This window comes from Streptomyces sp. NPDC053673 (assembly GCF_055585225.1).
Map to the genome: position 1 here is coordinate 39,003 of NZ_JBVJKN010000020.1, position 22,163 is coordinate 61,165.

Sequence of the window (22,163 nt, forward strand, 5' to 3'; positions counted from 1 at the left end):
GCCGGCCGCCGGCCCCGAACGCGGGCAGCGCGCCCGCCGGTGGTGCGAGAGCGGCACTGGAAGCGAGTGTGAAGGTGGAAAGCAGAAGCGGCCTGCGGGAACGCTGTCCCACAGGCCGCCTCGTATGTCCCCTGTACCCCGTGCGCGCTACAGGAAGGAGTTGATCTCGATCGTCTCGGTACGGCCCGGGCCGACACCGATCGCCGAGATCGGCGCGCCGGACATCTCCTCCAGCGCCTTCACATAGCCCTGCGCGTTCTTCGGCAGGTCGGCGAAGGTCTTGGCCTTGGTGATGTCCTCGGACCAGCCCGGCAGGTACTCGTACACCGGCTTCGCGTGGTGGAAGTCGGTCTGCGAGTACGGCAGCTCCTCGACGCGCTTGCCGTCGATCTCGTACGCGACACAGACCGGGATCTGCTCCCAGCCGGTCAGCACGTCCAGCTTGGTGAGGAAGAAGTCGGTCAGGCCGTTGACGCGGGTCGCGTAGCGGGCGATGACCGCGTCGAACCAGCCGCAGCGGCGGTCGCGGCCGGTGGTGACTCCGCGCTCCCCGCCGATGCGGCGCAGCGCCTCGCCGTCGTCGTCGAAGAGCTCCGTCGGGAACGGGCCGGCGCCGACGCGGGTCGTGTACGCCTTGAGGATGCCGATGACACGGCTGATCTTCGTCGGGCCCACGCCCGCGCCCGTGCAGGCGCCGCCCGCGGTCGGGTTCGAGGAGGTGACGAAGGGGTACGTGCCGTGGTCGACGTCGAGGAGCGTGCCCTGGCCGCCCTCGAAGAGGACGACCTTGCCGTCGTCGATGGCGTTGTTCAGGATCAGCGTGGTGTCGGCGACGTACGGCTTGATCTGCTCCGCGTACTGGAGCATCTCCTCGACGATCCGGTCCGCCTCGATCGCGCGGCGGTTGAAGACCTTGGCGAGGAGCTGGTTCTTGTTCTCCAGCGCCGCCTCGACCTTCTGGGCCAGGATCGACTCGTCGTAGAGGTCCTGGACGCGGATGCCGACGCGGTTGATCTTGTCGGCGTACGTCGGGCCGATTCCGCGGCCGGTCGTGCCGATCTTGCGCTTACCGAGGAACCGTTCCGTCACCTTGTCGAGGGTGACGTTGTACGGGGTGATCAGATGGGCATTACCGCTGATCAGGAGCTTGGACGTATCGACGCCGCGCTCGTTCAGCCCGCTCAGCTCGGAGAGCAGGACCGCCGGGTCGACGACGACTCCGTTGCCGATGACCGGGGTGCACCCCGGCGAGAGGATTCCGGAAGGGAGGAGGTGGAGCGCATACTTCTGGTCGCCGACGACAACCGTGTGGCCGGCATTGTTACCGCCCTGGTAACGCACCACGTAATCAACAGACCCACCGAGGAGGTCGGTGGCCTTTCCCTTGCCTTCGTCACCCCACTGAGCACCGAGCAGCACAAGTGCGGGCACAGGCGTACACCCCTTCCGGGCGGGGCATGTCCAAGGTCAGGGGGCCTGAGCCGCCAACCCGGTGTGCCCCGGAATAGACGAAGCCCCTGGCGCAATAGCGCAAGGGGCTCTTGCACAAAGATGCTACCCGAGGAAGGACCGAGGTGTCGGCTCACGACCAGCTCCTGGTGGTCATCGACCCGGTCGCCCGCCGTATCGACGGCGAGTCCGTTCGGATCGTGAAGGATGTGTTGTGTGCCGGGTCGGCGGCGAAAATCTGCCTGCCCGACGGGCCCGAGGAATTTTCCCGGGCCATGGCCAGAAGGGGTTCGCGGCGGCTTGTCGTGGTCGGTGACGACCGTGCGCTGCTGCGTGCGGTCGCTCTGCTGCACCGGGCCCGCGAGCTCGCGGACGAGGCGCTGTCGCTCGTCCCGGTCGGCATCGGCACGTCCGTGGAGCTCGCGCGCACGCTCGGCGTGCCGACCGGTGCGGTGGCGGCCGCACGGACGGTTCTCGACGGGGCGGCGCACCATCTGGATCTGCTCGTCGACGACAGCGACGGGGTGGTGCTGGGGGACCTGCGCATCCCGGCCTCGTCGGCGGCCGCGGTACCGGCGGCGCCCGCGGGCTCGGTGTGGCACACCTGCCGCTCCCTGGTCCGTACGCTCGTCCGCCAGGTGCCGCCCGCCCCGTCCGCCGTGCGCGCGCACCGGCTGCGGGTGGAGGCGGACGGGGTGGTGCTGAGCGACCTGGACGATCCGGTGGAGGACGTACGGGTACGCGCGGCCGAGGGGGCCGCGGAGGTGACCGTCCACCGCCACGCGGCGGCCGAGCCGCTGCGCACGCTGGCGAAGGTCGTCACGGTCTCGGGCACGGACTTCCGCTACCGCGCGGACGCGCTGATCACGGGCCCGGTCAGGCACCGGACGTGGACGCTGCGGCCGAAGGCGTGGTCGCTGACGCTGCCGGGGTAGTTCGGGCTAGCCGGGGCACCCGGGGTAGTTCGGGGCGTACGGCCTTCGGCCGTGTCCACAGTCACGCCTCCCGGATCCATACGGTCCGGCGCGGCTTCGAGCGGGCCGTGGCCGGCGACCGGACGGGCCGGAATCGCCGGCCTCGCCGGAGCCGTCAGGACGCGCCGAAGGTCCGCTCGCGGTGCTCGCGCCAGCGCTCCATCATCCCGGCCAGCTCGTCCTGGATGAAGTCGAAGAACGCGACGGTCTCCGCCATCCGGCGCCCGGCCGGGGTGTCGGGGCCGAGGCTGACGACGCCCTCGCGCAGTGCGTCCGACCAGCGCTTCAGGACCGCGTCACGGCTGGTCATCGCCTCGTACCACTGGTTGCTGTGTACGCGGTAGCGCTCGCGCCGCGAGCCGGGCTCGCGCTCCCGCGAGACCATGTGCTGCTGCGCCAGATAGCGCACCGCGCCGGAGACCGCGGCGGGGCTGACCTGGAGTCGTTCGCCGAGCTCGGCCGCGGTCAGGGTGCCGGAGTCGGAGGCGAGCAGGGCGGCGAAGACACGAGCCGGCATCCGGGTCATGCCTGCCTCGACGAGCTGCGCGGCGAAGCGTTCGACGAAGTCGGAGACCGCCGCCGCGTCCCGCCCACCCCGCTCGTCCCGCTCGTCCTGCCCGTACTCGGTCTGTCCGGTCACCACCGAATCCTCTCCGCTGCTCACGACCCTGTCCCGAGTTTATACGCTTCCTTAACTTCACAACTTTGTGAATCTAGCGTACGTTCAGAATCATGACGAAGGCAATCACGGTCGCCGGACTGCACAAGTCGTTCGGGCGTACCCACGCACTGGACGGCCTCGACCTCACGGTCGAGACCGGTGAGGTCCACGGCTTCCTCGGCCCCAACGGCGCCGGGAAGTCCACCGCCATCCGGGTCCTGCTGGGACTGCTGCGCGCCGACTCCGGCGCCGCCCAGCTGCTCGGCAAGGACCCTTGGAAGGACGCGGTCGAGCTGCACCGGCAGATCGCGTACGTCCCCGGCGACGTGACCCTCTGGCGCAATCTCTCCGGCGGCGAGGTCATCGACCTCTACGGCAGGCTCCGCGGGGGACTGGACAAGCAGCGGCGGAACCGGCTGATCGAGCGCTTCGAGCTGGACCCCACCAAGAAGGGACGTACGTACTCCAAGGGCAACCGGCAGAAGGTCGCCCTGGTCGCCGCCTTCGCGTCCGACGCCCAACTGCTCATCCTCGACGAGCCGACGAGCGGACTCGACCCGCTGATGGAGGAAGTCTTCCAGCAGTGCGTCGCCGAGGAGCGCGACCGCGGCCGGACCGTCCTGCTCTCCAGCCATGTGCTGAGCGAGGTCGAGGCGCTGTGCGACCGGGTCAGCATCATCCGCAAGGGCGTCACCGTGGAGACCGGCTCGCTCGCCGATCTGCGCCATCTCACCCGTACGAGCGTGAGCGCCGAGCTCGTGGGCGCACCCAACGGGCTCGCCCGTCTGCCCGGCGTGCACGACCTGGCCATTCAGACAATTGAGAGGGGTCAGGGCAAGCGCGTCCGGCTCCAGGTCGACACGGACAAGCTGGACGCAGTCCTGAAGACACTGTCCGAGTCGGGCGTGCGGTCGCTGACCAGCACCCCGCCGACCCTGGAGGAGCTGTTCCTCCGCCACTACCAGGACGACGTACGCGCGGTGGACGCGGTGGACGCGGAAGAGGCGATGTCACGATGACCGCCGTCGCACGGACCGCGGCGTTCGCCCGGCGGGCCGGCGGCTCACGACCGCTGGCCGGCACGGGGGCGCTCCTGCGGCTCGCGCTGCGCCGCGACCGGATCATGCTGCCCGTCTGGGTGCTCGTGACCGGCGGCGTGATCGCCGGCGCCCCGAGCTCCCTCAAGACCCTCTACGCCACCGCCGCCGACCGGGCCGATGTCGTCAGCACCATGGCCGGCAACGGCTCGCTGCGCGCCGTGTACGGTCCGGCCTTCAGCGACTCGGTCGGCGGCATCGTCGCCTGGCGCTACGTCACCTTCGGCGCACTGCTGGCCGGCATCATGAGCCTGATCATCGTGATCCGGCACACCCGCGAGGAGGAGGAGACGGGGCGTCAGGAGCTCCTGTCCTCGGCGGTGGTGGGGCGACGCGCCCCCCTGACCGCGGCGCTGCTCACCGCGCTCATCGCCAACGCGGCGCTGGCACTGGTCATCGCGGCCGGTCTGCGGGGCGAGGGAGGAGCCGGCGCGCTGGCGCTCGGGCTCGCCGTCGGTGGCGCCGGCATGCTCTTCGCCACCATGGCAGGGATCGTCGCGCAGCTCACCGAGAGCGCGCGGCTGGCCAAGGGCCTGACCGCCGCCGTGCTCGGATTCGCCTTCGTGCTGCGGGCCGCGGGCGACGCCGGGACCAACGACGGCTCGTCCGTGCTGACCTGGCTGTCGCCGGTCGGCTGGGCCGAGAACCTGCGCTCCTTCGCCGACGAACGCTGGTGGATCCTGCTGTTGTTCGCCGGGGCGGTCGTGGTGCAGGGCGCCGTGGCGTTCAGCCTGGCCGGGCGGCGTGACATCGGCATGAGCTTCCTGCCGACCCGCCCGGGTCCCGCCGCCGGGCGCATCGCCACGGCCGGCGGCCTCGCCTGGCGGCTGCAGCGCGGCAGCGTGCTCGGCTGGGGCAGCGGCCTGCTGGCCACCGGCGTCATGTTCGGCGCGATCACCGAAGGCGCGACCGAACTGGTCGGCGGCTCCGAGCGGACCCGCGAGATCGTCGAGCGGATGGGCGGGCAGTCGGGACTCACCAACGCCTTCCTCGCGGGCATGGTCGGCATGCTCGGCATGGTGACCGCGCTGTACATCGTGCAGTCGGTGCTGCGGCTGCACGGCGAGGAGACCGGGCAGCGCGCCGAGCCGCTGCTGGCCGCCGCGGTGGGACGCGTGCGGTGGGCGGCGGGCCATCTGCTCATCGCCTTCGGCGGGGCGGCGCTGATGATGCTGCTCGCCGGTGCGGGTCTGGCCATCGGCTACGGGCAGGACCTCGGCCCGGTCCTGGGCGCCTGTCTGGTGCAGCTCCCGGCGATCTGGACGCTGGGGGGTGTCGCGGTGCTGCTGCACGGCGCCTTCCCGAAGGCGGTGGTGGCCGCGTGGGCGGCGGCGGGCCTCTCTCTGGGGCTCGGGTGGATCGGCCCGGCGCTGGACCTGCCGCAGGCGGTGCTGAACCTGTCGCCGTTCGAGCACCTGCCGTCGCTGCCGGGTCCCGAGATGCGCTGGGCCCCGGTGCTGGTGCTGACGGCGCTGGCCGCCGCCCTGGTGACGGCGGGCCTGGCGGGCCTGCGACGCCGCGACCTGACGACCTGACCACGGCACGCCCCCCCCGGCGGGGCCCGGCGGGCCTGCGACGCCGCGACCTGACCGCGACGCGCCCGCGACGGGGTCTGGGGGCACGCTCCCCAGACCCCGTACGGCCTTCGGCAGGCGCGGGGGGGCGGGGCGGCGCCCCGGTCACAGCTCCACGCGCAGCTCCCGCACCCCCCGGATCACATACCCCGGCCTCCACTCCGGCTCCGCCGCCAACCGCATCGTCGGTGCCTCGCGCAGCAGCTCCCCGAAAGACGCCGCCAGTTCGATGCGGGCGAGCGGAGCACCCAGGCAGTAGTGGATGCCGGCGCCGAAGGTGATGTGCGGGTTGTCGGGGCGGGACAGGTCCAGCTCGTCGGGGCGCTCGAAGCGGGCCGGGTCGCGGTTGGCGGAGCCGAAGAGGAGGGCCAGTTCCGAGCCGCGCGGGACGACGGTGCCGCCGATCTCGATGTCGTCGAGTACCCAGCGCTCGAACATCTGCAGCGGGGTGTCGTACCGCATCAGTTCTTCCACAGCTGTGGACAGCATCGTGTGGTCGGCACGGAGGGCGGCGAGCTGCCCGGGGTGGCGCAGCAGCATCCACCAGCCGTTCGCGGTGGTGTTGACGGTCGCCTCATGGCCGGCGTTCAGCAGCAGCACGCACGTGGAGATCATCTCCTGCTCGCTGAGCCTGTCGCCCTCCTCGTACGCGGCAATCAGCGCGGAGATCAGGTCCTCGCCCGGGGCCTTGCGCCGCTCGGCGATCAACTTCCTCAGATACGCGGAGAATTCGAGCGACGCGCGGACGGCCCGCGCCGCGCTCTCCTCCGACGGGTTCAGCTCGTACATCCCGCAGATGTCCGCCGACCAGGGCCGCAGCAGCCCCCGGTCCGCCTCCGGAATCCCCAGCATCTCCGCGATGACGGCCACCGGCAGTGGCTCGGCGACGTCCGCGAGGAGATCGCCACCGCCCGCCTTCACCAGCTCGCCCACCAGCCCGGCCGCGAGCCGCCGCACGGTCGGCGCGAGCGCCTCGACCGTACGCGGCGTGAAGGCCTTCGTCACCAGCCGCCGGATTCGGGTGTGGGCCGGCGCCTCGAGATCGAGCAGGCCGTTGTCGTTGAGCGTGTGGAACGGCTCGTGCGCGGCCGGCGGGGGCGTCCGCCCGAACTCCTCGTGCGTGAAGCGGTGCAGATAGGTACGGCCCAGACGGCGGTCCCGCAGCAGCGCCGACACGTCGGCGTGGTGCGGCACCAGCCACTGCCGCGTCGGCTCGAACCAGTGCACCCGCCCCCGGGCACGCAGCTCCGCGTACGCGGGGTAGGGGTCGGCGACGAAGGCGGGCGACCAGGGCTGGAAGAGTTCGGCCATGTGCGGACGCTAGCCCGGCTACCCCGGCGTGACCAGCCTCGCCTCGTACGCGAACACCGCCGCCTGCGTACGGTCCCGCAGCCCCAGCTTCACCAGGATGCGGCTGACGTGCGTCTTGATCGTGGACTCGGCGACGACGAGGTGGGAGGCGATCTCCGCGTTCGACAGGCCCTGCGCGATGAGGACCAGGACCTCCGTCTCGCGCTCGGTCAGATCGCCGATCTGCGCCAGCGCCGGGGGCCGCGGGGCCGTGGAGATACGGGAGAACTCGGTGATCAGGCGGCGTGTGACCGTCGGCGCGAGAAGCGCCTCGCCCGCCGCCACCACGCGTACCCCGTCCGCGAGCTGCCGCGCCGACGCGTCCTTGAGCAGGAAGCCGGAGGCCCCGGCGCGCAGCGCCTGGTACACGTACTCGTCGAGATCGAAGGTCGTCAGGACCAGCACCTTCGCGTCGGCGTCGGCCGCGACGATCTCGCGGGTCGCCTCGATGCCGTTGAGCTCGGGCATCCGGATGTCCATCAGGACGACGTCCGGATGCAGGGCGGTGACCTGCGCGATCGCCTCCCGGCCGTTGACCGCCTCGCCGACGACCTCGATGTCGGGCATGGCGTTCAGCAGGACGGAGAAGCCCTCGCGGACCATCATCTGGTCGTCGACGATCAGAACCCGGATGGTCATGCGGTCTCCTCCTTCGTGACGGGGAGGAACGCGGCGACCTCGTAGCCGCCGTCCTCCGTCGGCTCCGCGGTCATCTCGCCGTTCAGCATGGTCACACGCTCGCGCATGCCGGTGATGCCGTGACCCGCACCCATCGAGAGGTGCGGGCGAAGCCCTCGTTGAGGGGTGGCGGCCGGGTGACGGGCGGGATTGACCAGGCCCCGCGCCGGGCCGTTGACGATCCGCAGGCCCAGGCCGCCGAGGACGTACGAGACCTCGACCTTCGCGGGCGCGCCGGGTGCGTGGCGCAGCGCGTTGCTCAGCGCCTCCTGGATGATCCGGTACGCCGACAGCTCGACGCCCTGCGGAAGTTGGCGCACCGCGCCCGTGATCGCGAGTTCGACGTCGAGGCCGGTGTCGCGGACGTTGCCGATCAGCCCGTCGAGGTCGGCGAGCGTCGGCTGCGGCGCGTCGGGCGCCTCGTAGTCCTCCGCGCGTACGACACCGAGGACACGGCGCAGTTCGGTGAGCGCGGCCACCGCGTTCTCGCGGATCGTGGCGAAGGCCTGCTCCAGCTCCGGCGGCGGGTTCTCCACCCGGTACGGCGCGGCCTCCGCCTGGATCGCGACGACCGACATGTGGTGGGCGACCACGTCGTGCAGCTCGCGGGCGATGGTGGTGCGCTCCTCCAGCAGCGTGCGGCGGTCGCGCTCGACGGCGGTGACGCTCTGCTGGACAGCGACCTCCTGTCGTGCCTCGCGGCGGACCTGGAACAGGGCGACGACCAGCAGGATGACGGCCGAGAGGACCAGCAGGGGAGCGGTGGTGCCGCCGTACTGCTCGCTCAGAGCGCCCTCGGTGACGACTCCGTACGCCCCCGTCAGCAGCCACATCCAGAAGGCGGTGCGCGGCCGGGTGCGCGCCGCTACGAAGACGAGGACGGCGAGATGCGCGGCGAACGTGACGCCCGACCAGGGGTAGTCGTCCCACGGGTTGGCGAAGACCGAGAAGACGAACGTGGCGGCGAGCGAGACCCAGAACGCCAGCACCGGGCGGACCAGCGTCATCAGCACTGTGGCCGCGGGGCCCGCGGCGATGACGAGCGCGCCGAGGCCGAACATACCCGCCGTGGCCGTACCCCCGAGCAGGACCAGCAGGGCGACGGCCACGATGAGAGCGTGCGGGGTCCAGCCCACGTACTGGCGTATCCGCTCGGGCAGCAGGCGGGTCACCGGTCCGTCGGCCGCCATCGGCGCCATCGGACGGTAGGCGAAAGCGTCGTGGAAGAGGTCCTGCCGCAGACCACCGAGCGCGCCCATGGCCAGGCGGAACTCGGGGCTGCGACTCTCGGCGTCGGTGCGCGGTGAGCGCGGTATGCGCTGCGTGCTCTGCGAATCGGTCACGGCAGCCAAGGTACGGGCGGGGACGGACGCGGTCGTCACCTGTGATGCGGATTCTTCCACGTCCGTCCCAGGTACTACACGGATCCGCCCTGGTCAGGCCCCGAACGCGGCCGCGTGCTCCGCCGCCCAGCGGGCGAAGGTACGGGCCGGGCGGCCGGTGACCTTCTCCACGGTGCCGGCGACGGTGCGGCCCACCTCCGGGGTGTTCCCGTACGCCTCCAGCAGGAAGCCGATCACGTCCTCGGGTCGGCCCGCCGCACGCCACTGCTCGACGGCCTGCTCGGGGGTCAGCTCGACAAGCGCGATGTCCTTGCCCCGGGCTGCCGCGAGGATCGACACCTTGTCGCCCACGGTGAGCAGCTCGGGGCCGGTGATCACGTACTCCTGGCCTCCGTGGCCCTCCTCGGTGAGCGCCACCGCGGCGACGGCCCCGATGTCGCCTTCGTGGACCATGGCGCTGAGCCGGCCGGTGAACGGCTCGCGGACCTCGCCCGAGGCCAGGACGCCGTCCGCCCACTCCAGGGCGTTGCCCATGAACTCGACCGGCATGAGCACCGTCCAGTCCAGGCCCTCGTCGGCGCGTACCGCGTCCTCCAGCGGGGAGGGTCCGCCGCCGTGCAGCACGGTGACCCGGCGGACGCCGGCCGCGTGGGCCTGCCGGAGGATCTGCGGCCCGGTCTCCAGCGGGGCGAAGTACGCCCCGCCGAAGGTGATCAGATGCAGGCCGGTGACCCCTTCCAGGGCGGGGACCAGGGTCGCGGGGTCGGTGAGGTCGCCCTGGAAGACCTCCACGCCGTCGGGGAACGCGGCCTTGGTGGCGTCCCGGGTGAGGGCGCGGACCGCGTGGCCGCGGTCGAGCAGTTCGGCGACGACCTGGCGGCCGACGGTTCCGGTGGCTCCGGTGACAAGGACCTTCTGGGTGTTCGTCATGGGGACGACGGTAGAGAGCCTTGCGGTCAGCTTCTGTCCGCAAGGCTCTGATGCGTTCCCGGACGGGGCCAGGTCGTGTCTTCAAAGTCCCGTCTGCCCGGCGACGCCTGGCACGCACGCCCCCGTAGCCCTTCGGGCACGGGAGGTGCCCCCACGCTGCGTTGTCGTCAGTCGCCGATGCTCCGCATGGACTCCTTCCTCCGCCTTGCGATCTCCCCCGTAGCCCTTCGGGCACGGGAGGTGCCCCCAGCACCAGACGCCGCCGGGCCCGCCCTTCGGGCGGACGACGCTGCTTTGAAGACACTCCCTGGGGCGGAGCCCCGGGTGTCTCACCAGGCGAGCTGGGCGATCTCCTCCGCCACCACCGCGCACGCGTCCGCCGCCGGATCGATCAGCGGGAAGTGGCCGACGTCCTCCAGCAGCGTGAGCCCGACCGTCTCGCCCGCCTTCGCCGCCGCGTCGACGTACGCCTCGGCGACGGCCTGGGGGACGACGGTGTCCTCCCGGCCCTGGACGACGGTCGTCGCGATACCGGTCGGCAGCAGCAGCGCCGGGTCCGCGTGCCCTGCCCGCTCCTCGTATCCCTGCTCACCGCCGAGGAGCTGGTACACCGCACCGTCGCACACGGACAGCTCGGCCGCCCGGCCGAGATCCGCGATCGGGGCGAGCGCGACGACACCGCGCAGCAGCCGTGGTGCCGGCAGCCGCCACGGCGCGTCGGCGGGCAGGACATGCCGGGCGGCCGCCCAGAGCGCGAGATGTCCGCCCGCCGAGTGGCCGGTGACGACCATCCGGCTCGGATCGGCCTGTGGCAGCGCCGTACGGGTCAGCTCGGGCAGCGCGTCGAGCGCGGCGGCGACGTCGTCGAAGGTCTCCGGCCAGCGGCCCGCGACCGCACCACCGCCCTCGCCGGCCGCGTCGCCACCGTCCCGCTGCTGGGGCAGCGAGCTGCCCCTGCGGTACTCCACATTGGCCACGGCGAAACCGCGCCGTGCCAGGAAGTCCGCGAACGGGGTGATGTGCTGCCGGTCGTACGGCGCCCGCCACGCCCCGCCGTGCAGCACCACCACGAGCGGCGCCCGGTCCCGGCCGTCGCGCGGCGCGTAGAAGTCGACGACCTGGTCGGGGTGTTCGCCGTACGAGGCCGAGGCGTCAGGGGCAACGGCCGGATGCGACAGGGCCGAGGCTTCCTCGGCGGCGTCGCGGGCGGCGGCGGAGTCCGGCATGCTGCTCCAACCTTTCGGTGAGGGGGCCGAATTGGCCTGACCAGCGGGGACGGTACCAGGCCCGGTCCGGCCCGATCGGCTGGACAGGGCCTGGGGCCTGTCCGGTGGATCAGGCTGCCCGCAAGATCCACCGGACAGGCTCCTGGGGCGTGCTGCGAAAGTCCCGCCCGGCCCCCTGCGATCAGCCGCGCGGCGAGGCAGGAACCTCCGCGAGCACCTCCGCGAGGATGCGTGCCGCGCGCTCGGTGTCCGCGAATCCGACATACAGCGGAGTGAACCCGAACCGCAGCACGTCGGGGCGGCGCAGATCGCCGACCACTCCCCGCGCGATCAGGGCCTCCATGACGGCGGGCGCGTCCGGGCAGGACAGCGCCACCTGACTGCCCCGTTCGGCGTGCGCCGCCGGCGTGAGCGGGCTGACCCTCCCGTCCGGTACGTACGCCTGCACGCACTCCAGGAAGAAGTCGGTGAGGGCGAGCGACTTGGCCCGTACCTTCTCCACCGCGACCCCGTCCCACACGTCCAGGGCCGCCTCCAGTGCCAGCATCGACAGGATGTCGGGCGTACCGACCCGGCCCCGCAGAGCCCCGTCCGCCGCCGCGAACCCAGGAGTCATGGCGAACGGATCCGCGTGCGAGTTCCAGCCGGGCAGCGGCGAGTCGAACCGGCCCTGGTGGCGCTCGGCGACGTACAGATACGCCGGTGAACCCGGGCCTCCGTTCAGGTACTTGTACGTACAGCCGACCGCGAGGTCCACGCCATGCGCGTCGAGCCCGACGGGCAGCGCGCCCGCGCTGTGGCACAGGTCCCAGACGGCCAGGGCGCCCGCCTCGTGCACGGCCGCGGTGAGCGCCGGCAGATCGTGCAGCCGGCCGGTGCGGTAGTCGACGTGGTTGACCAGCGCGACGGCCGTGCGGGGGCCGAGCGCGGCGGGCAGCTCCGCCGGGGTGACGGGCACGAGACGGCGGCCGGTCAGCCGGGCCGCGGACTCGGCGATGTACCCGTCCGTCGGAAAGGTCGTCGCGTCGACGACGATCTCTTCCCTGTCGTCCGGGGCCATCCGGACCGCCGCGACCAGCGCCTTGAAGACGTTGACGCTGGTCGAGTCGCCGACCACGATCTGGCCGGGTGCCGCGCCGACGAGCGGCGCGATCCGGTCGCCGATCCGCTCGGGCGCGGTCCACCAGCCGCTCTCGCCCCAGGAGCGTATGCGCAGCTCGCCCCACTCCCGGGTGATGACGTCGGCCAGCCGGTCCGGGACGTGGCGCGGCAGCGCGCCGAGCGAGTTCCCGTCCAGGTACACCGTGCCCTCGTCGAGCGCGAACAGCTCGCGCGGCTTGGCGAGTTCGTCCGCGGCGTCCAGCGCCGCCGCCTTCTCCGCGAGGTCCGTCGACACGTCAGACATGGCTCCTCGCAGTCCACAGCTCGGGGAACACGTTCTTGGCGGCCCGCTTCTCCAGCCAGGCGACGCCCGCCGAGCCGCCGGTGCCCGCCTTGGCGCCCATGGCCCGCCGGGTGGCGACGAGATGGTCGTTGCGCCAGCGCCACACCAGTTCGCCGACGTCGGTCAACGCCTCGCCGAGCCGTACCAGTTCGCTGTCCTGGTCGTCGGTGGCGTACACGGCGGCCCAGACCGCCTCGACCTCGCGCGACGGCTCGTAGCGCTGCGAGGGATCACGGTCGAGGACCGCGTCCGGCACGGGCAGCCCACGGCGGGCGAGCAGCCGGAGCACCTCGTCGTAGAGGCTCGGCTCCTGCAGGGCCTTCTCCAGCTCGGCGTGGACACGCGGGGCGGCGCGGTGCGGGACCAGCATCGACGCGGACTTCTCGCCCAGCAGGAACTCCATACGCCGGTACATGGCGGACTGGAAGCCGGAGCCCTCGCCGAGCGCGCTGCGGTACGCGTTGAACTGCATGGGGGTGAGCTGCGCGAGCGGCCGCCACGAGGCGTTCAGCGCGTCCAGCTCTCGCACGGAACGCTTCAGGGCGTCCATCGCGACGGGCAGGTCGTCGCGGCGCAGAGCCTGGGAGGCGGTCTCCCACTCATGCACGATGACGGTGAACCACAGCTCCATCACCTGGGTGGTGACCAGGAAGACCATTTCTCCGGGATCGTCGGAGAGGGGGTGCTGGAGATGGGTGAGGACGTCCGCCTGGACATAGTCCTCGTACGGGGTGGTGCCCGCGAAGTCGAGATTCGGGGTGACCGAACCGGCTCCGGAGGCATCGGGATACTGCGACATCGCTGTCTCCTGATACGGGTGTCCGGGTAGCGGTCCGCCCCTTTCCGTTGGTGGTCTCGGAGCTCCGGTCCCCTGCGGGCATCATAATCCGCAGTTCAGAGGATGGCAGGGCCTGTGATGTAGCTTCCGTCACTGTCGTACGGCCAGGCATTGGACACGCAGCCCTTCAGGCCCTTGATCTGCTGCATCATCACCGGGGCCGGCTCGCCCGTGCCCGGGCAGCCCATGTGGTCCCGGATGCCGATCTCGTGACCGACCTCGTGGTTGATGATCAGATGCCGGTACTCGGAGGGCGGCCCGGCGAACGTCGGCGACCCGAGCACCCAGCGCCGCAGATTGACCACGACGCCGTCGGTGGTTTCGCAGTTCAGCTGGCCGCCGGTGTTCAGCCCCTCGGCGAGACAGAGCTCGTCGGCGGTGTCCGGGGTGGCGATACGGATGACGAAATCGGCCTCGGCACCGGCGGAGACCAGCTGGAAGGAGCCTCGGCCGTGCGCCGCCCAGGAGCGGGGGTGGGCGAGGATCTGCTCGATCTCGGCTGCGGCGTCGGCCGGCGAGACGCTCGCGCCGGGGACCACGTCGATACCGTTCTCGACCTCGACCCGGTAGCGGCGCAGCGGGCCCGAGCCGACCGGGCTGCCGGAGGACCGGGCGGTGGTGAACGTACCGGCGCCCGACACGGGCACGGCGGCGGGGGACGTCGGCTTCCGCGGCGGTGGGGTGGAGGGCTTGGCCGGGGCGTCGGGGGCCGCCCCGGCGCTGCTGCTGCCGCCGGTGGCTCCGGACGGGCTGCCGGGGCGGGCTGTGGGCGCGGGCGGGCCCGCGGGGGGCGTCGGCCGGGGAGCGGGCGTCAGGTCCGGGGCGGCGGGCAGCAGGGCCTCGGACAGCGGAACCGCCGCGGTCCTCTCCCAGTGGGCGACGGCCGCACCCGCGCCGAGGGACACGGCGACCAGCGCGGCGCCGAGCAGGAGTAAGCGGGGTCGTTTCCGGCCCGCTGAACGCTTGCCCACGTATTCCCCCCGAGCTTTTCGATGGCCTGTTCGACGGTCCGTGCGAGATCTTATGGCACGCACATGACGCCAACGGGCGGGCACCGGAAAGGGTGCCCGCCCGTCGCAGAAGGGAAATCCGTCACTTCAGCATGTCCGCCGCCGTCTGGGACGAGTCCCGCAGGAACGTCGTGCAGCGCTCGTACTCGGCCTGCTCACCGATCGCCTGCGCGGCGCGGGCAAGAGCGTGCAGGGCGCGCAGGAAGCCGCGGTTCGGCTCGTGCTCCCACGGCACCGGACCGTGCCCCTTCCAGCCGCTGCGGCGCAGCGCGTCGAGGCCACGGTGGTAGCCCGTCCGGGCATATGCGTACGACTCGACGACGCGGCCGGCCTCGAACGCGTCGTCGGCGAGCTGGGCCCAGGCCAGCGAGGAGGTCGGGTACTTCGCGGCGACATCGGCGGGTGCCGTGCCGGTCGCGAGCAGCTCCCGCGGCTCCGGGTCGTCCGGCAGGTGGGTGGGGGGCGGTCCCCCCAGCAGGTTCTCGTGGATGGTCATGGGTTCAAGTGTCACAGGTCGGTGTGGAATCAGAGGAGTCGGTGCGGGTTGTCGGGACGGCGGGCATCATCCTCACGACCGTGAACGGGGAGCGGGGGACGGGGGCGTTTCTGTGCGACGGGGCCGGGTTCTCGCGCTCATGGGTGCGGTGGCGCTGACGGTGCTCACCGGTTGCGGGGAGCGACACGGGCCGGACCGGGGCGCGCCGGTGCCGCCTTCGCCGCCCGCAGTGGCGAGTTCATCCCCTCCCTCCTCACCCTCGCCCCCGGCTTCGCCGTCGGTGACCGGTTCCGCGGCGCCGTCTTCGTCCCCGTCGGCGTCCCGGCCGTCGTCACCCGGCGCGTCCGGGGCCGCGCCGGGCCCGTCCGCGCCGAACGGCTCCGGATCGGGTTCAGGCACCGGTGGTTCGGGAAGTGGCGGGACCGGCTCGGGCGGCACCGGGCCTGGCGGCTCGGGCGAGGAGCCCGGCCGTCCCACGGCCCCGGCGCCGCCGTCCCAGGAGGCCCCGGCGGGCGGCTCGGACGGTTTCCCGTACGACGGCGACCTCTGCGCCACCGACCACGGCCCGTATCTCCAGGTCGGCGGCCGCGGCCAGGGCAATGCGATCGACCTCAGCGTGCGCGAGGGCCACTTCGAGTGCCGTGACGGCGACGGGCCGGAGGACGCCGTGTGGGTGCCGACCGGGACGTACCACGCCATGGGCGTCGAGGACGCCGCGCACATCACGGTCACGGCCCCGTTCGTCCCGCCCGGCACCCGCAGGGCGATGACGGTCGGCGAGCTCTTCCGGCGCTACGACCAGCTCTCCGCGGAGCAGCGCAAACGGCTGGTCTTCCACTACCAGACGGCGGGCGACGACCTCATCTGGATCTTCAACCAGATCGACCGCCCGTAGCCGACTCGTCCGACGCGTCCTGCTCGCCCTCCGGCTGCGCCGGTTCCAGCGGCGGAGCCCCTACCCCGCAGTGGACCTTGCACTCGGGGTGCCGGCAGGTCGGGGACGGCCGCCGTACGGTCGCCCACGCGATCGCCGCGCCCAGCACCAGCAGACCCGCGCATATCGGCATCGCCCGCCGGAAGGTCGCCGCGAACTCCTCCGGGATCCGGTACGCCTCCGGCCCCGTCCCGGCGAGCAGCGGCAGCGCGGCCACCGCGAGCAGTCCCGCCGCGCGGGCCGCGGCGTTGTTGATGCCACTGGCGATGCCGGCCTGCGCGGTGTCCACGGACGCCAGGACGGTCGCGGTCAGCGGCGCCACCAGGGTCACCATGCCGAGGCCGAGCACCAGCACCGCGGGTAGCACGTCGGCGACGTACGAGGCGTCGGCACCGACGCGCAGCATCAGCAGCATCCCGGCCGCGCACAGCAGCGGGCCGACGGTGAGCGGGATGCGCGGGCCGATCCGCTCCCCGAGCTCGCCCGAGCGCGCGGAGAGCAGCAGCATCAGCACCGTGGTGGGGAGCAGGGCGGTGCCCGCCGCGAGGGCCGAGTAGCCGGAGACGACCTGGAGTTGCAGCGCCGCGAGGAAGAAGAACCCGCTGAACGCGGCGTACACGCACACGGTCACCACGTTGACGGCCGTGAACTGCCGGGACGCGAAGATCGACGGCGGCACCATCGGGTCGCGGCGGCGGCGCTCGACGACCACGAAGGCGGCACCGACGACGACGCCGGCGAGCCCGGTCCACAGCGACACGTCGATCAGCCCATACGTCACGAGCCCCAGGCTCACCGCGCCGAGCACCGCGCCGAGCACGTCGAAGCGGCCGTGCGCATGTGGATCACGCGATTCGGGAACGTGCCGCAGCGCCACGGGTACGCAGAGCGCGGCCAACGGCACGTTCAGCAGAAACACCCAGCGCCAGCCGGGGCCGTCGACCAGCCATCCGCCGACGAACGGCCCGATCGCCGCGCCGATGCCCCCGAATCCGGACCACAGGCCCACGGCCCGCGCCCGGTCGTCCGGATGGAAGCTCGCCTGGATCAGCGCCAGCGACCCCGGCGTGAGCAGCGCCCCGCCGACGCCTTGCAGGGCACGCGCGATGATCAGCGTGATCGCGTCGGGCGCCAGCCCGCACGCCAGCGAGGCCAGCGCGAACCACACGACGCCGATGACGAACACCCGCCGCCGCCCGTACCGGTCCCCGAGCGCCCCACCGAGCAGAATCAGCCCGGCGAGCGTCAGCGTGTACGCGTTGACGGTCCACTGCAGCGCGGCCAGGTCGGCGCCGAGGTCGTCGCCGATGTGAGGCAGGGCCACGTTGACTACGGTCGAGTCGAGCATGGCCATGCTGGACCCGAGGACGGTCGTCAGGACCACCCACCGCCCCGTGGCCGACGCGAGCCTGATGTCCATAGGGGGATCATCGTCTCCCCCAGGCCCCGTGGCGACCCGGCCGCCCACCTCAGTCCCGTCCGCAGCCCACATCAAGCCCGTCCGCGGCCGCGGACGGCTCCCGGGACAAGCACGCGCTACGGCCCACATCAAGCCCGTCCGGGGGTTCCCCCACGCCGCAGGGCGTAGGGGGAGATTGAGGACGGACACCCCGGCCCACCCGTCGGTACCGGGTACGTATGAAGCCCACCCGTCGGTACCGGGTACACCGGGTACACAAGAAGCCCCCCGCGGCGCCGGACCGCTTCGGGGCCCGGCGCCACCGTGCGCAGAGGCGCCCCGTCAGGTCAGTCTGGACAGCGCACGGATCAGCGCGTCCGCGCCCGCCTCCGCCTTGGACCGGGGGCAGCCCAGGTTCAGGCGGACGAAGCCCTCCGCTCCGTACACCGCGCCCGGCATGATCGCGACCTTCTCCCGTTCGATCAGCTCCCGCTGCAGCGCGTCGTCGCTCACCCCCAGCGCCCGCAGGTCGACCCACGCCAGATACCCGGCCTGCGGCGGCTCCCAGCCGAGCGCGGGGAACGCGGAGTCCAGCCGCTCCGCCAGCATCGCCAGATTCCCGGCGACGTACCCCCGCGCCGCGTCCAGCCATGCCGCGCCCTCCCGGTACGCGGCGATGTGCGCGGTCAGCGAGAGCACCGACGGCGAGGCGAGCCCCTCACCCGTCTCCATGCGGCGGATGAACGCCGCACGCTCCTGCGGATCGCCGATGATCCCGTACGAACCCGTCAGCGCGGGAAAGTTGAAAGCCTTCGACGCGGACGTGATCACCGCCCATCGCCCGTCACGCGCGAACCGTGTCCACGGCAGATGGCAGTACCCGTCGTGCACGAAGTCCGCGTGGATCTCGTCGGATATCACGGCGACGCCGTACGCCTCCGCCAGCCGTGCCGTCTCCACCAGCTCGTTCTCCGTCCACACCCGCCCCGTCGGGTTGTGGGGCGAGCACAGGATCAGGACCTTCGCGTCCGGCCGGGCCAGCTCCCGCTCAAGACCCACGGGGTCACCCACCGGCACACCGCGCAGCTCCCGTCCGAGACCGGTGACCGCCTTGCGGAAACCGTCGTACGTGGGGGTGTGCACGACCACGCCGTCACCGGGCTCCGTCCACATCCGCAGTAGCTGTGAGAGCTGGTTGAGCACCGACGGCCCGTACACGATCCGCTCCCGGTCGAGCGTGGTGCCGTACCGCGTCGCGTACCACTCGCGTATCGCCTCGCGGAAGTCGCCCAGCCGCCAGTCCGTGTACCCGAACACCCCGTGTGCGAGGCGCTCCCGCAGCGCGTCCAGCACCTGCGGCGGCGACGGAAAGTCCATGTCGGAGATGGTGAACGGCAGCAGCCCGTCCACCCCGAAGCGATCGGCGACACCGTCCCACTGCACAGACGCGGTACCGCGCCGGTCGACAGCACTGTCGAAGTCGTACTCGTGGTCGTAGCCGCGCTCGTAGCCGTACTCGTAGCCGTGCTCCACGATGATCCTCCGAAGGACATACCGAGGGCCCGGCACCGAGGTGGTGCCGGGCCCGTCGGACCATGAACGCTTACTTGAGCTTCGTGCCCGTCGAGCGCAGCGCCGCACACGCCTCGGTCACGCGCTTCGCCATGCCCGCCTCGGCCAGCTTGCCCCAGCTGCGCGGGTCGTAGGTCTTCTTCGAGCCGACCTCGCCGTCGACCTTCAGCACACCGTCGTAGTTCTTGAACATGTGGTCCGCGACGGGGCGGGTGAAGGCGTACTGGGTGTCGGTGTCGAGGTTCATCTTCACGACGCCGTTCTCCAGCGCGGTGGCGATCTCCTCGGCCGTGGAGCCGGAGCCGCCGTGGAAGACGAAGTCGAACGGGTCGGCCTTGCCGTACTTGGCGGCGACGCCGGCCTGCAGGTCCTTGAGCAGCTCGGGGCGGAGCACGACGTTGCCCGGCTTGTACACACCGTGGACGTTGCCGAAGGACGCGGCCAGCAGGTAGCGGCCCTTCTCACCCAGACCGAGCGCCTCGGCGGTGCGGATGGCGTCCTCGACGGTGGTGTAGAGCTCGTCGTTGATCTCGTGGGTGACGCCGTCCTCCTCGCCACCGGTCGGGGTGATCTCGACCTCAAGGATGATCTTGGCGGCGGCGGCCTGGGCAAGCAGTTCCTGGCCGATGGCCAGGTTGTCGGCGAGGGTCTCGGCGGAGCCGTCCCACATGTGCGACTGGAACAGCGGGTCCTGGCCCTTGGCGACGCGCTCGGCCGAGACCGCGAGCAGCGGACGTACGTAGCCGTCCAGCTTGTCCTTGGGGCAGTGGTCCGTGTGCAGCGCGACGGTGACGTCGTACTTGGCGGCGACGATGTGCGCGAACTCGGCGAGGGCGACCGCGCCGGTCACCATGTCCTTGCTGTACTGGCCGCCCAGGAACTCCGCGCCACCGGTCGAGATCTGGATGATGCCGTCGCTCTCGGCCTCCGCGAAGCCGCGCAGCGCAGCGTGCAGGGTCTGGGACGAGGTGACGTTGATGGCCGGGTAGGCGAACTTGCCTGCCTTCGCCCGGTCGAGCATCTCGTTGTAGACCTCGGGGGTTGCGATGGGCATCTGTCCGCTCCTTGTGATGTGCGGTTTGAGTTGCTTGGCCCTGACCTGGGGGCGACGTCATCGTCGCACCTATCTTTCCAGACGCCGAGAGGGGCTCCAGGGGTGAAGGCGGGACGTTTCACGTGAAACTCCCGCCGCTCAGAGAAACCGCAGGTCAAACTGTGACCGGCGCCGGGTGTCAGTCGAGGTCGAGGTCCGCGAGCCGGTAGCCGGTCAGATAGCTCAGCCCGGCCTCGGCGATGGCACCGGCGGCGCCACGGTCCACGATGGTCGCCACGGCCACGACCTCACCGCCCGCCTCGCGAACCGCCTCGACCGCGGTCAGCGGCGAGCCGCCGGTCGTCGAGGTGTCCTCGACGACGAGGCAGCGACGGCCCTTGACGTCGGCACCCTCGATCCGACGCTGCATGCCGTGCGCCTTCTGGGCCTTCCGTACGACGAAGGCGTCCAGGCGCTCACCGCGGGCGGCCGAGGCGTGCAGCATCGACGTCGCGACGGGGTCGGCGCCCAGCGTGAGGCCGCCCACGCAGTCGTAGTCCAGCTCGTTGGTCAGATCGAGCATGACCTGACCGACCAGCGGTGCGGCCTCGCCGTCCAGCGTGATCCGGCGCAGGTCGATGTAGTAGTCGGCCTCACGACCCGAGGAGAGGGTCACCTTGCCGTGCACCACGGCCTTGTCCTTGATCTGCTGGAGCAGCTCAGCGCGTACGTCAGTCATGCTCAGCAGCTTAGGGCCTGTCTTCCGGATCTTGCCGGGCTCGCGTGCCCTGGCACCGCACCTCGCCGCGTTGTCGCGCTTGCCGCGTGGCTGCGAAAACCGCTGTCCGGTTGCCGGAGCACGGTGATACGCACCCGGAGTGGAAAGACTCTGGAGTTCCCCGATCTGCTGCGGCTGATCGACGAACGGTCGACCGCCTTCCGAGCCGCGGTCGCCTCCGCGCCCAGCCTCGACGTGCAGGTGCCGACCTGCCCCCAGTGGACGCTGTTCGATCTGGTGCAGCATCTGGGCGAGGGGCGCCGCAAGTGGGCCGCCATCGTCGCCGCAGGACCTGCCGACGCTCCCCCGGCCAAGTCCGCAGGGGGCACCTCGGCTGCGCCTCGGGGACTCCCTGAAGGTCGACGGCGACCGGCGTCTCTTCGACCAGCTCCTGGCCTGGGACCCGGATGAGTAGGACGTGACCCTGCGCCTTCTTACAGTTCGGCCTCGCCCCACTCCTGGACGACCACCTCGTCGCCGACAGACAGCTTGCCCGGCCGCACCACGGAGAACTTCGCGCCGAACACCACGCCTCCGCTCGCCGCTCGCCGGTAGCTTGCGAGCGTACGCAGCGGCTCCCGCCCCTGCCGCGCCCCGGCCTCCTGGTCGACCAGGGTGACCGCGCAGCGCACCGCGAGCTTGGCATAACCCAGTTCGGCCCCGCCGATCCTGATGCCGCGCGCGCGGTCCTCGGCGTGCGGTACGGCCGCCCAGTCGCCACCGTCATGGCCTTGGCCGGGGCCGCTGTCGACGACAATGTTCGGACGGAAGCGGTTCATCGGCAGGGGCGGGGAGCCGCGCTCGGCCATCCGCCGGTTGAGGAGGGTGAGGGAGGACCGGGACAGCAGGTGTACGGCGCTGCTGTCGGCGTAGCCGGAGGGGCCAGGGGTCAAGCCGTCGGCGACCCGGTCGTGCTCCGGGGGAACGCGGACCAGGCGGCTGGGGGTGCCGAGGACCTCCGAGAGCCAGGCAGCGGCTTCGTCGCCCTGGTCAATCCCCTGGAAGGCGGCGCCGAACAGGTCGACGTCGCGTCGCGGCGCGGACGTGGTGACGTTGAGGCGCACCGTGCCGTAACGGCCCGTTGTGTCGGTCGAATCGAGCGTGAGCCGGCTGCCGTCGGCGCTGACTGCGGGTCGGACCAGGGCGAGGCGGGGATGGCGGCGCTGGGTGCGGTAGACCCCGTCTTCGCTGATCACCATGAAACTGCGGTCGTGCGCGAGTCCCGCCGGGGTGAGGAGCGCATCGCTTGTCGACGTGCCCGCACATCCCTTGACGGGGTAGCAGATGAGTTCTACGACGTCGGCCATGTGCCGCCTCCTTCGATCGACGGCCAGACTAGAACGCCAGTCCTGATGGGGTGTTGTCATCAGTCTCGGA

Annotated in this window: 20 protein-coding genes and 1 pseudogene; 5 read left to right on the plus strand and 16 right to left on the minus strand. The window is 71.7% G+C overall.

All coding sequences use genetic code 11. The features are described 5' to 3' along the window. Nucleotides 1–147: 147 nt before the first annotated feature. Nucleotides 148–1,431: an adenylosuccinate synthase gene (locus tag ACZ6ZQ_RS25585; protein WP_469770844.1), complete on the minus strand. Its 1,284-nt coding sequence runs from the start codon at nt 1,429–1,431 to the stop codon at nt 148–150. Nucleotides 1,432–1,574: 143 nt separating this feature from the next. Between ACZ6ZQ_RS25585 and ACZ6ZQ_RS25590 the strand changes: the two genes are divergently transcribed. Continuing rightward, nucleotides 1,575–2,384 carry a diacylglycerol kinase catalytic domain-containing protein gene (locus tag ACZ6ZQ_RS25590; RefSeq protein WP_469770845.1) on the plus strand — a complete coding sequence of 270 codons (810 nt, stop codon included), beginning with the start codon at nt 1,575–1,577 and terminating at the stop codon, nt 2,382–2,384. 154 nt (nt 2,385–2,538) lie between these two features. Here the strand turns inward: ACZ6ZQ_RS25590 and ACZ6ZQ_RS25595 are convergent, their stop codons facing one another. Next, the gene (locus ACZ6ZQ_RS25595) at nt 2,539–2,949 is read right to left on the minus strand and encodes a GbsR/MarR family transcriptional regulator (protein ID WP_469770931.1); all 411 of its coding nucleotides are present in this window, start codon (nt 2,947–2,949) and stop codon (nt 2,539–2,541) included. Between the two features lie 206 nt (nt 2,950–3,155). On the opposite strand from ACZ6ZQ_RS25595, the gene ACZ6ZQ_RS25600 reads away from it, so the two are divergent. Together ACZ6ZQ_RS25600 and ACZ6ZQ_RS25605 are read left to right on the plus strand one after the other, a co-directional pair. Then, nucleotides 3,156–4,103 (plus strand): ABC transporter ATP-binding protein, encoded by a 948-nt coding sequence (locus tag ACZ6ZQ_RS25600; protein WP_469770846.1) that lies wholly within the window; start codon nt 3,156–3,158, stop codon nt 4,101–4,103. Then, complete coding sequence (locus ACZ6ZQ_RS25605) at nt 4,100–5,716, plus strand: ABC transporter permease (RefSeq protein WP_469770847.1); 1,617 nt, start codon at nt 4,100–4,102, stop codon at nt 5,714–5,716. Before ACZ6ZQ_RS25600 ends, ACZ6ZQ_RS25605 begins: the two co-directional genes overlap by 4 nt. Nucleotides 5,717–5,860: 144 nt before the next feature. Here ACZ6ZQ_RS25605 and ACZ6ZQ_RS25610 read toward each other — a convergent pair whose 3' ends face one another. The 9 genes from ACZ6ZQ_RS25610 to ACZ6ZQ_RS25650 form a co-directional block, all read right to left on the minus strand. Next, nucleotides 5,861–7,066 carry a cytochrome P450 gene (locus ACZ6ZQ_RS25610; protein ID WP_469770848.1) on the minus strand — a complete coding sequence of 402 codons (1,206 nt, stop codon included), beginning with the start codon at nt 7,064–7,066 and terminating at the stop codon, nt 5,861–5,863. A gap of 18 nt (nt 7,067–7,084) precedes the next feature. Further along, a complete protein-coding gene (locus ACZ6ZQ_RS25615; protein ID WP_469770849.1) occupies nt 7,085–7,744 on the minus strand; it encodes a response regulator in 660 nt (219 codons plus the stop codon). Continuing rightward, nucleotides 7,741–9,135: a sensor histidine kinase gene (locus ACZ6ZQ_RS25620; protein WP_469770932.1), complete on the minus strand. Its 1,395-nt coding sequence runs from the start codon at nt 9,133–9,135 to the stop codon at nt 7,741–7,743. Before ACZ6ZQ_RS25620 ends, ACZ6ZQ_RS25615 begins: the two co-directional genes overlap by 4 nt. Before the next feature lie 84 nt (nt 9,136–9,219). Next, entirely contained in the window at nt 9,220–10,056 is an 837-nt protein-coding gene (locus ACZ6ZQ_RS25625; RefSeq protein WP_469770850.1) for an NmrA family NAD(P)-binding protein, read from the minus strand. Nucleotides 10,057–10,385: 329 nt separating this feature from the next. Beyond that, entirely contained in the window at nt 10,386–11,282 is an 897-nt protein-coding gene (locus tag ACZ6ZQ_RS25630) for an alpha/beta hydrolase family protein (RefSeq protein ID WP_469770851.1), read from the minus strand. A 181-nt stretch (nt 11,283–11,463) separates the two neighbouring features. Further along, nucleotides 11,464–12,687: a kynureninase gene (gene kynU / locus ACZ6ZQ_RS25635; protein ID WP_469770852.1), complete on the minus strand. Its 1,224-nt coding sequence runs from the start codon at nt 12,685–12,687 to the stop codon at nt 11,464–11,466. Next, nucleotides 12,680–13,525, minus strand: coding sequence for a tryptophan 2,3-dioxygenase family protein (locus tag ACZ6ZQ_RS25640; protein WP_469770853.1), 846 nt, complete (start codon nt 13,523–13,525; stop codon nt 12,680–12,682). The genes kynU and ACZ6ZQ_RS25640 overlap by 8 nt, the downstream gene beginning before the upstream one ends. Before the next feature lie 95 nt (nt 13,526–13,620). Continuing rightward, on the minus strand, nt 13,621–14,535 hold the full coding sequence (locus ACZ6ZQ_RS25645; RefSeq protein WP_469770854.1) for a DUF3152 domain-containing protein: 915 nt from the start codon (nt 14,533–14,535) through the stop codon (nt 13,621–13,623). A 121-nt stretch (nt 14,536–14,656) separates the two neighbouring features. After that, entirely contained in the window at nt 14,657–15,070 is a 414-nt protein-coding gene (locus tag ACZ6ZQ_RS25650; RefSeq protein WP_469770855.1) for a DUF3151 domain-containing protein, read from the minus strand. 280 nt (nt 15,071–15,350) lie between these two features. Between ACZ6ZQ_RS25650 and ACZ6ZQ_RS25655 the strand changes: the two genes are divergently transcribed. Next, nucleotides 15,351–15,965 carry a hypothetical protein gene (locus ACZ6ZQ_RS25655; RefSeq protein WP_469770856.1) on the plus strand — a complete coding sequence of 205 codons (615 nt, stop codon included), beginning with the start codon at nt 15,351–15,353 and terminating at the stop codon, nt 15,963–15,965. On the opposite strand, the gene ACZ6ZQ_RS25660 is transcribed toward ACZ6ZQ_RS25655, so the two are convergent. The 4 genes from ACZ6ZQ_RS25660 to pyrE all read right to left on the minus strand — a co-directional run bounded on the left by ACZ6ZQ_RS25660 (nt 15,943) and on the right by pyrE (nt 20,747). Beyond that, nucleotides 15,943–17,424: an MFS transporter gene (locus ACZ6ZQ_RS25660; RefSeq protein WP_469770857.1), complete on the minus strand. Its 1,482-nt coding sequence runs from the start codon at nt 17,422–17,424 to the stop codon at nt 15,943–15,945. The two genes, ACZ6ZQ_RS25655 and ACZ6ZQ_RS25660, sit on opposite strands and share 23 nt — an antisense overlap. A 321-nt stretch (nt 17,425–17,745) precedes the next feature. Beyond that, nucleotides 17,746–18,936: a MalY/PatB family protein gene (locus ACZ6ZQ_RS25665; protein WP_469770858.1), complete on the minus strand. Its 1,191-nt coding sequence runs from the start codon at nt 18,934–18,936 to the stop codon at nt 17,746–17,748. A gap of 70 nt (nt 18,937–19,006) precedes the next feature. Beyond that, complete coding sequence (gene fbaA, locus ACZ6ZQ_RS25670) at nt 19,007–20,029, minus strand: class II fructose-bisphosphate aldolase (protein WP_469770859.1); 1,023 nt, start codon at nt 20,027–20,029, stop codon at nt 19,007–19,009. 178 nt (nt 20,030–20,207) lie between these two features. Next, complete coding sequence (gene pyrE / locus ACZ6ZQ_RS25675) at nt 20,208–20,747, minus strand: orotate phosphoribosyltransferase (RefSeq protein WP_469770860.1); 540 nt, start codon at nt 20,745–20,747, stop codon at nt 20,208–20,210. Between the two features lie 168 nt (nt 20,748–20,915). Here pyrE and ACZ6ZQ_RS25680 point away from each other — a divergent pair. Beyond that, a pseudogene (locus ACZ6ZQ_RS25680) lies at nt 20,916–21,131 on the plus strand (maleylpyruvate isomerase N-terminal domain-containing protein); the annotation flags it as partial. An 89-nt stretch (nt 21,132–21,220) separates the two neighbouring features. On the opposite strand, the gene ACZ6ZQ_RS25685 reads toward ACZ6ZQ_RS25680, so the two are convergent. Beyond that, nucleotides 21,221–22,093 carry an MOSC domain-containing protein gene (locus ACZ6ZQ_RS25685; protein ID WP_469770861.1) on the minus strand — a complete coding sequence of 291 codons (873 nt, stop codon included), beginning with the start codon at nt 22,091–22,093 and terminating at the stop codon, nt 21,221–21,223. Between the last annotated feature and the right edge of the window lie 70 nt (nt 22,094–22,163).

What these genes read in the sequence shown, in the direction of transcription:
- ACZ6ZQ_RS25625 (WP_469770850.1), bottom strand. Translation starts at nt 10,056, where the DNA reads ATGACGAACACCCAGAAGGTCCTTGTCACCGGAGCCACCGGAACCGTC.
- kynU (WP_469770852.1), bottom strand. Translation starts at nt 12,687, where the DNA reads ATGTCTGACGTGTCGACGGACCTCGCGGAGAAGGCGGCGGCGCTGGAC.
- pyrE (WP_469770860.1), bottom strand. Translation starts at nt 20,747, where the DNA reads ATGACTGACGTACGCGCTGAGCTGCTCCAGCAGATCAAGGACAAGGCC.
- fbaA (WP_469770859.1), bottom strand. Translation starts at nt 20,029, where the DNA reads ATGCCCATCGCAACCCCCGAGGTCTACAACGAGATGCTCGACCGGGCG.
- ACZ6ZQ_RS25685 (WP_469770861.1), bottom strand. Translation starts at nt 22,093, where the DNA reads ATGGCCGACGTCGTAGAACTCATCTGCTACCCCGTCAAGGGATGTGCG.
- ACZ6ZQ_RS25650 (WP_469770855.1), bottom strand. Translation starts at nt 15,070, where the DNA reads ATGACCATCCACGAGAACCTGCTGGGGGGACCGCCCCCCACCCACCTG.
- ACZ6ZQ_RS25660 (WP_469770857.1), bottom strand. Translation starts at nt 17,424, where the DNA reads ATGGACATCAGGCTCGCGTCGGCCACGGGGCGGTGGGTGGTCCTGACG.
- ACZ6ZQ_RS25610 (WP_469770848.1), bottom strand. Translation starts at nt 7,066, where the DNA reads ATGGCCGAACTCTTCCAGCCCTGGTCGCCCGCCTTCGTCGCCGACCCC.
- ACZ6ZQ_RS25630 (WP_469770851.1), bottom strand. Translation starts at nt 11,282, where the DNA reads ATGCCGGACTCCGCCGCCGCCCGCGACGCCGCCGAGGAAGCCTCGGCC.
- ACZ6ZQ_RS25605 (WP_469770847.1), top strand. Translation starts at nt 4,100, where the DNA reads ATGACCGCCGTCGCACGGACCGCGGCGTTCGCCCGGCGGGCCGGCGGC.
- ACZ6ZQ_RS25615 (WP_469770849.1), bottom strand. Translation starts at nt 7,744, where the DNA reads ATGACCATCCGGGTTCTGATCGTCGACGACCAGATGATGGTCCGCGAG.
- ACZ6ZQ_RS25640 (WP_469770853.1), bottom strand. Translation starts at nt 13,525, where the DNA reads ATGTCGCAGTATCCCGATGCCTCCGGAGCCGGTTCGGTCACCCCGAAT.
- ACZ6ZQ_RS25600 (WP_469770846.1), top strand. Translation starts at nt 3,156, where the DNA reads ATGACGAAGGCAATCACGGTCGCCGGACTGCACAAGTCGTTCGGGCGT.
- ACZ6ZQ_RS25595 (WP_469770931.1), bottom strand. Translation starts at nt 2,949, where the DNA reads ATGACCCGGATGCCGGCTCGTGTCTTCGCCGCCCTGCTCGCCTCCGAC.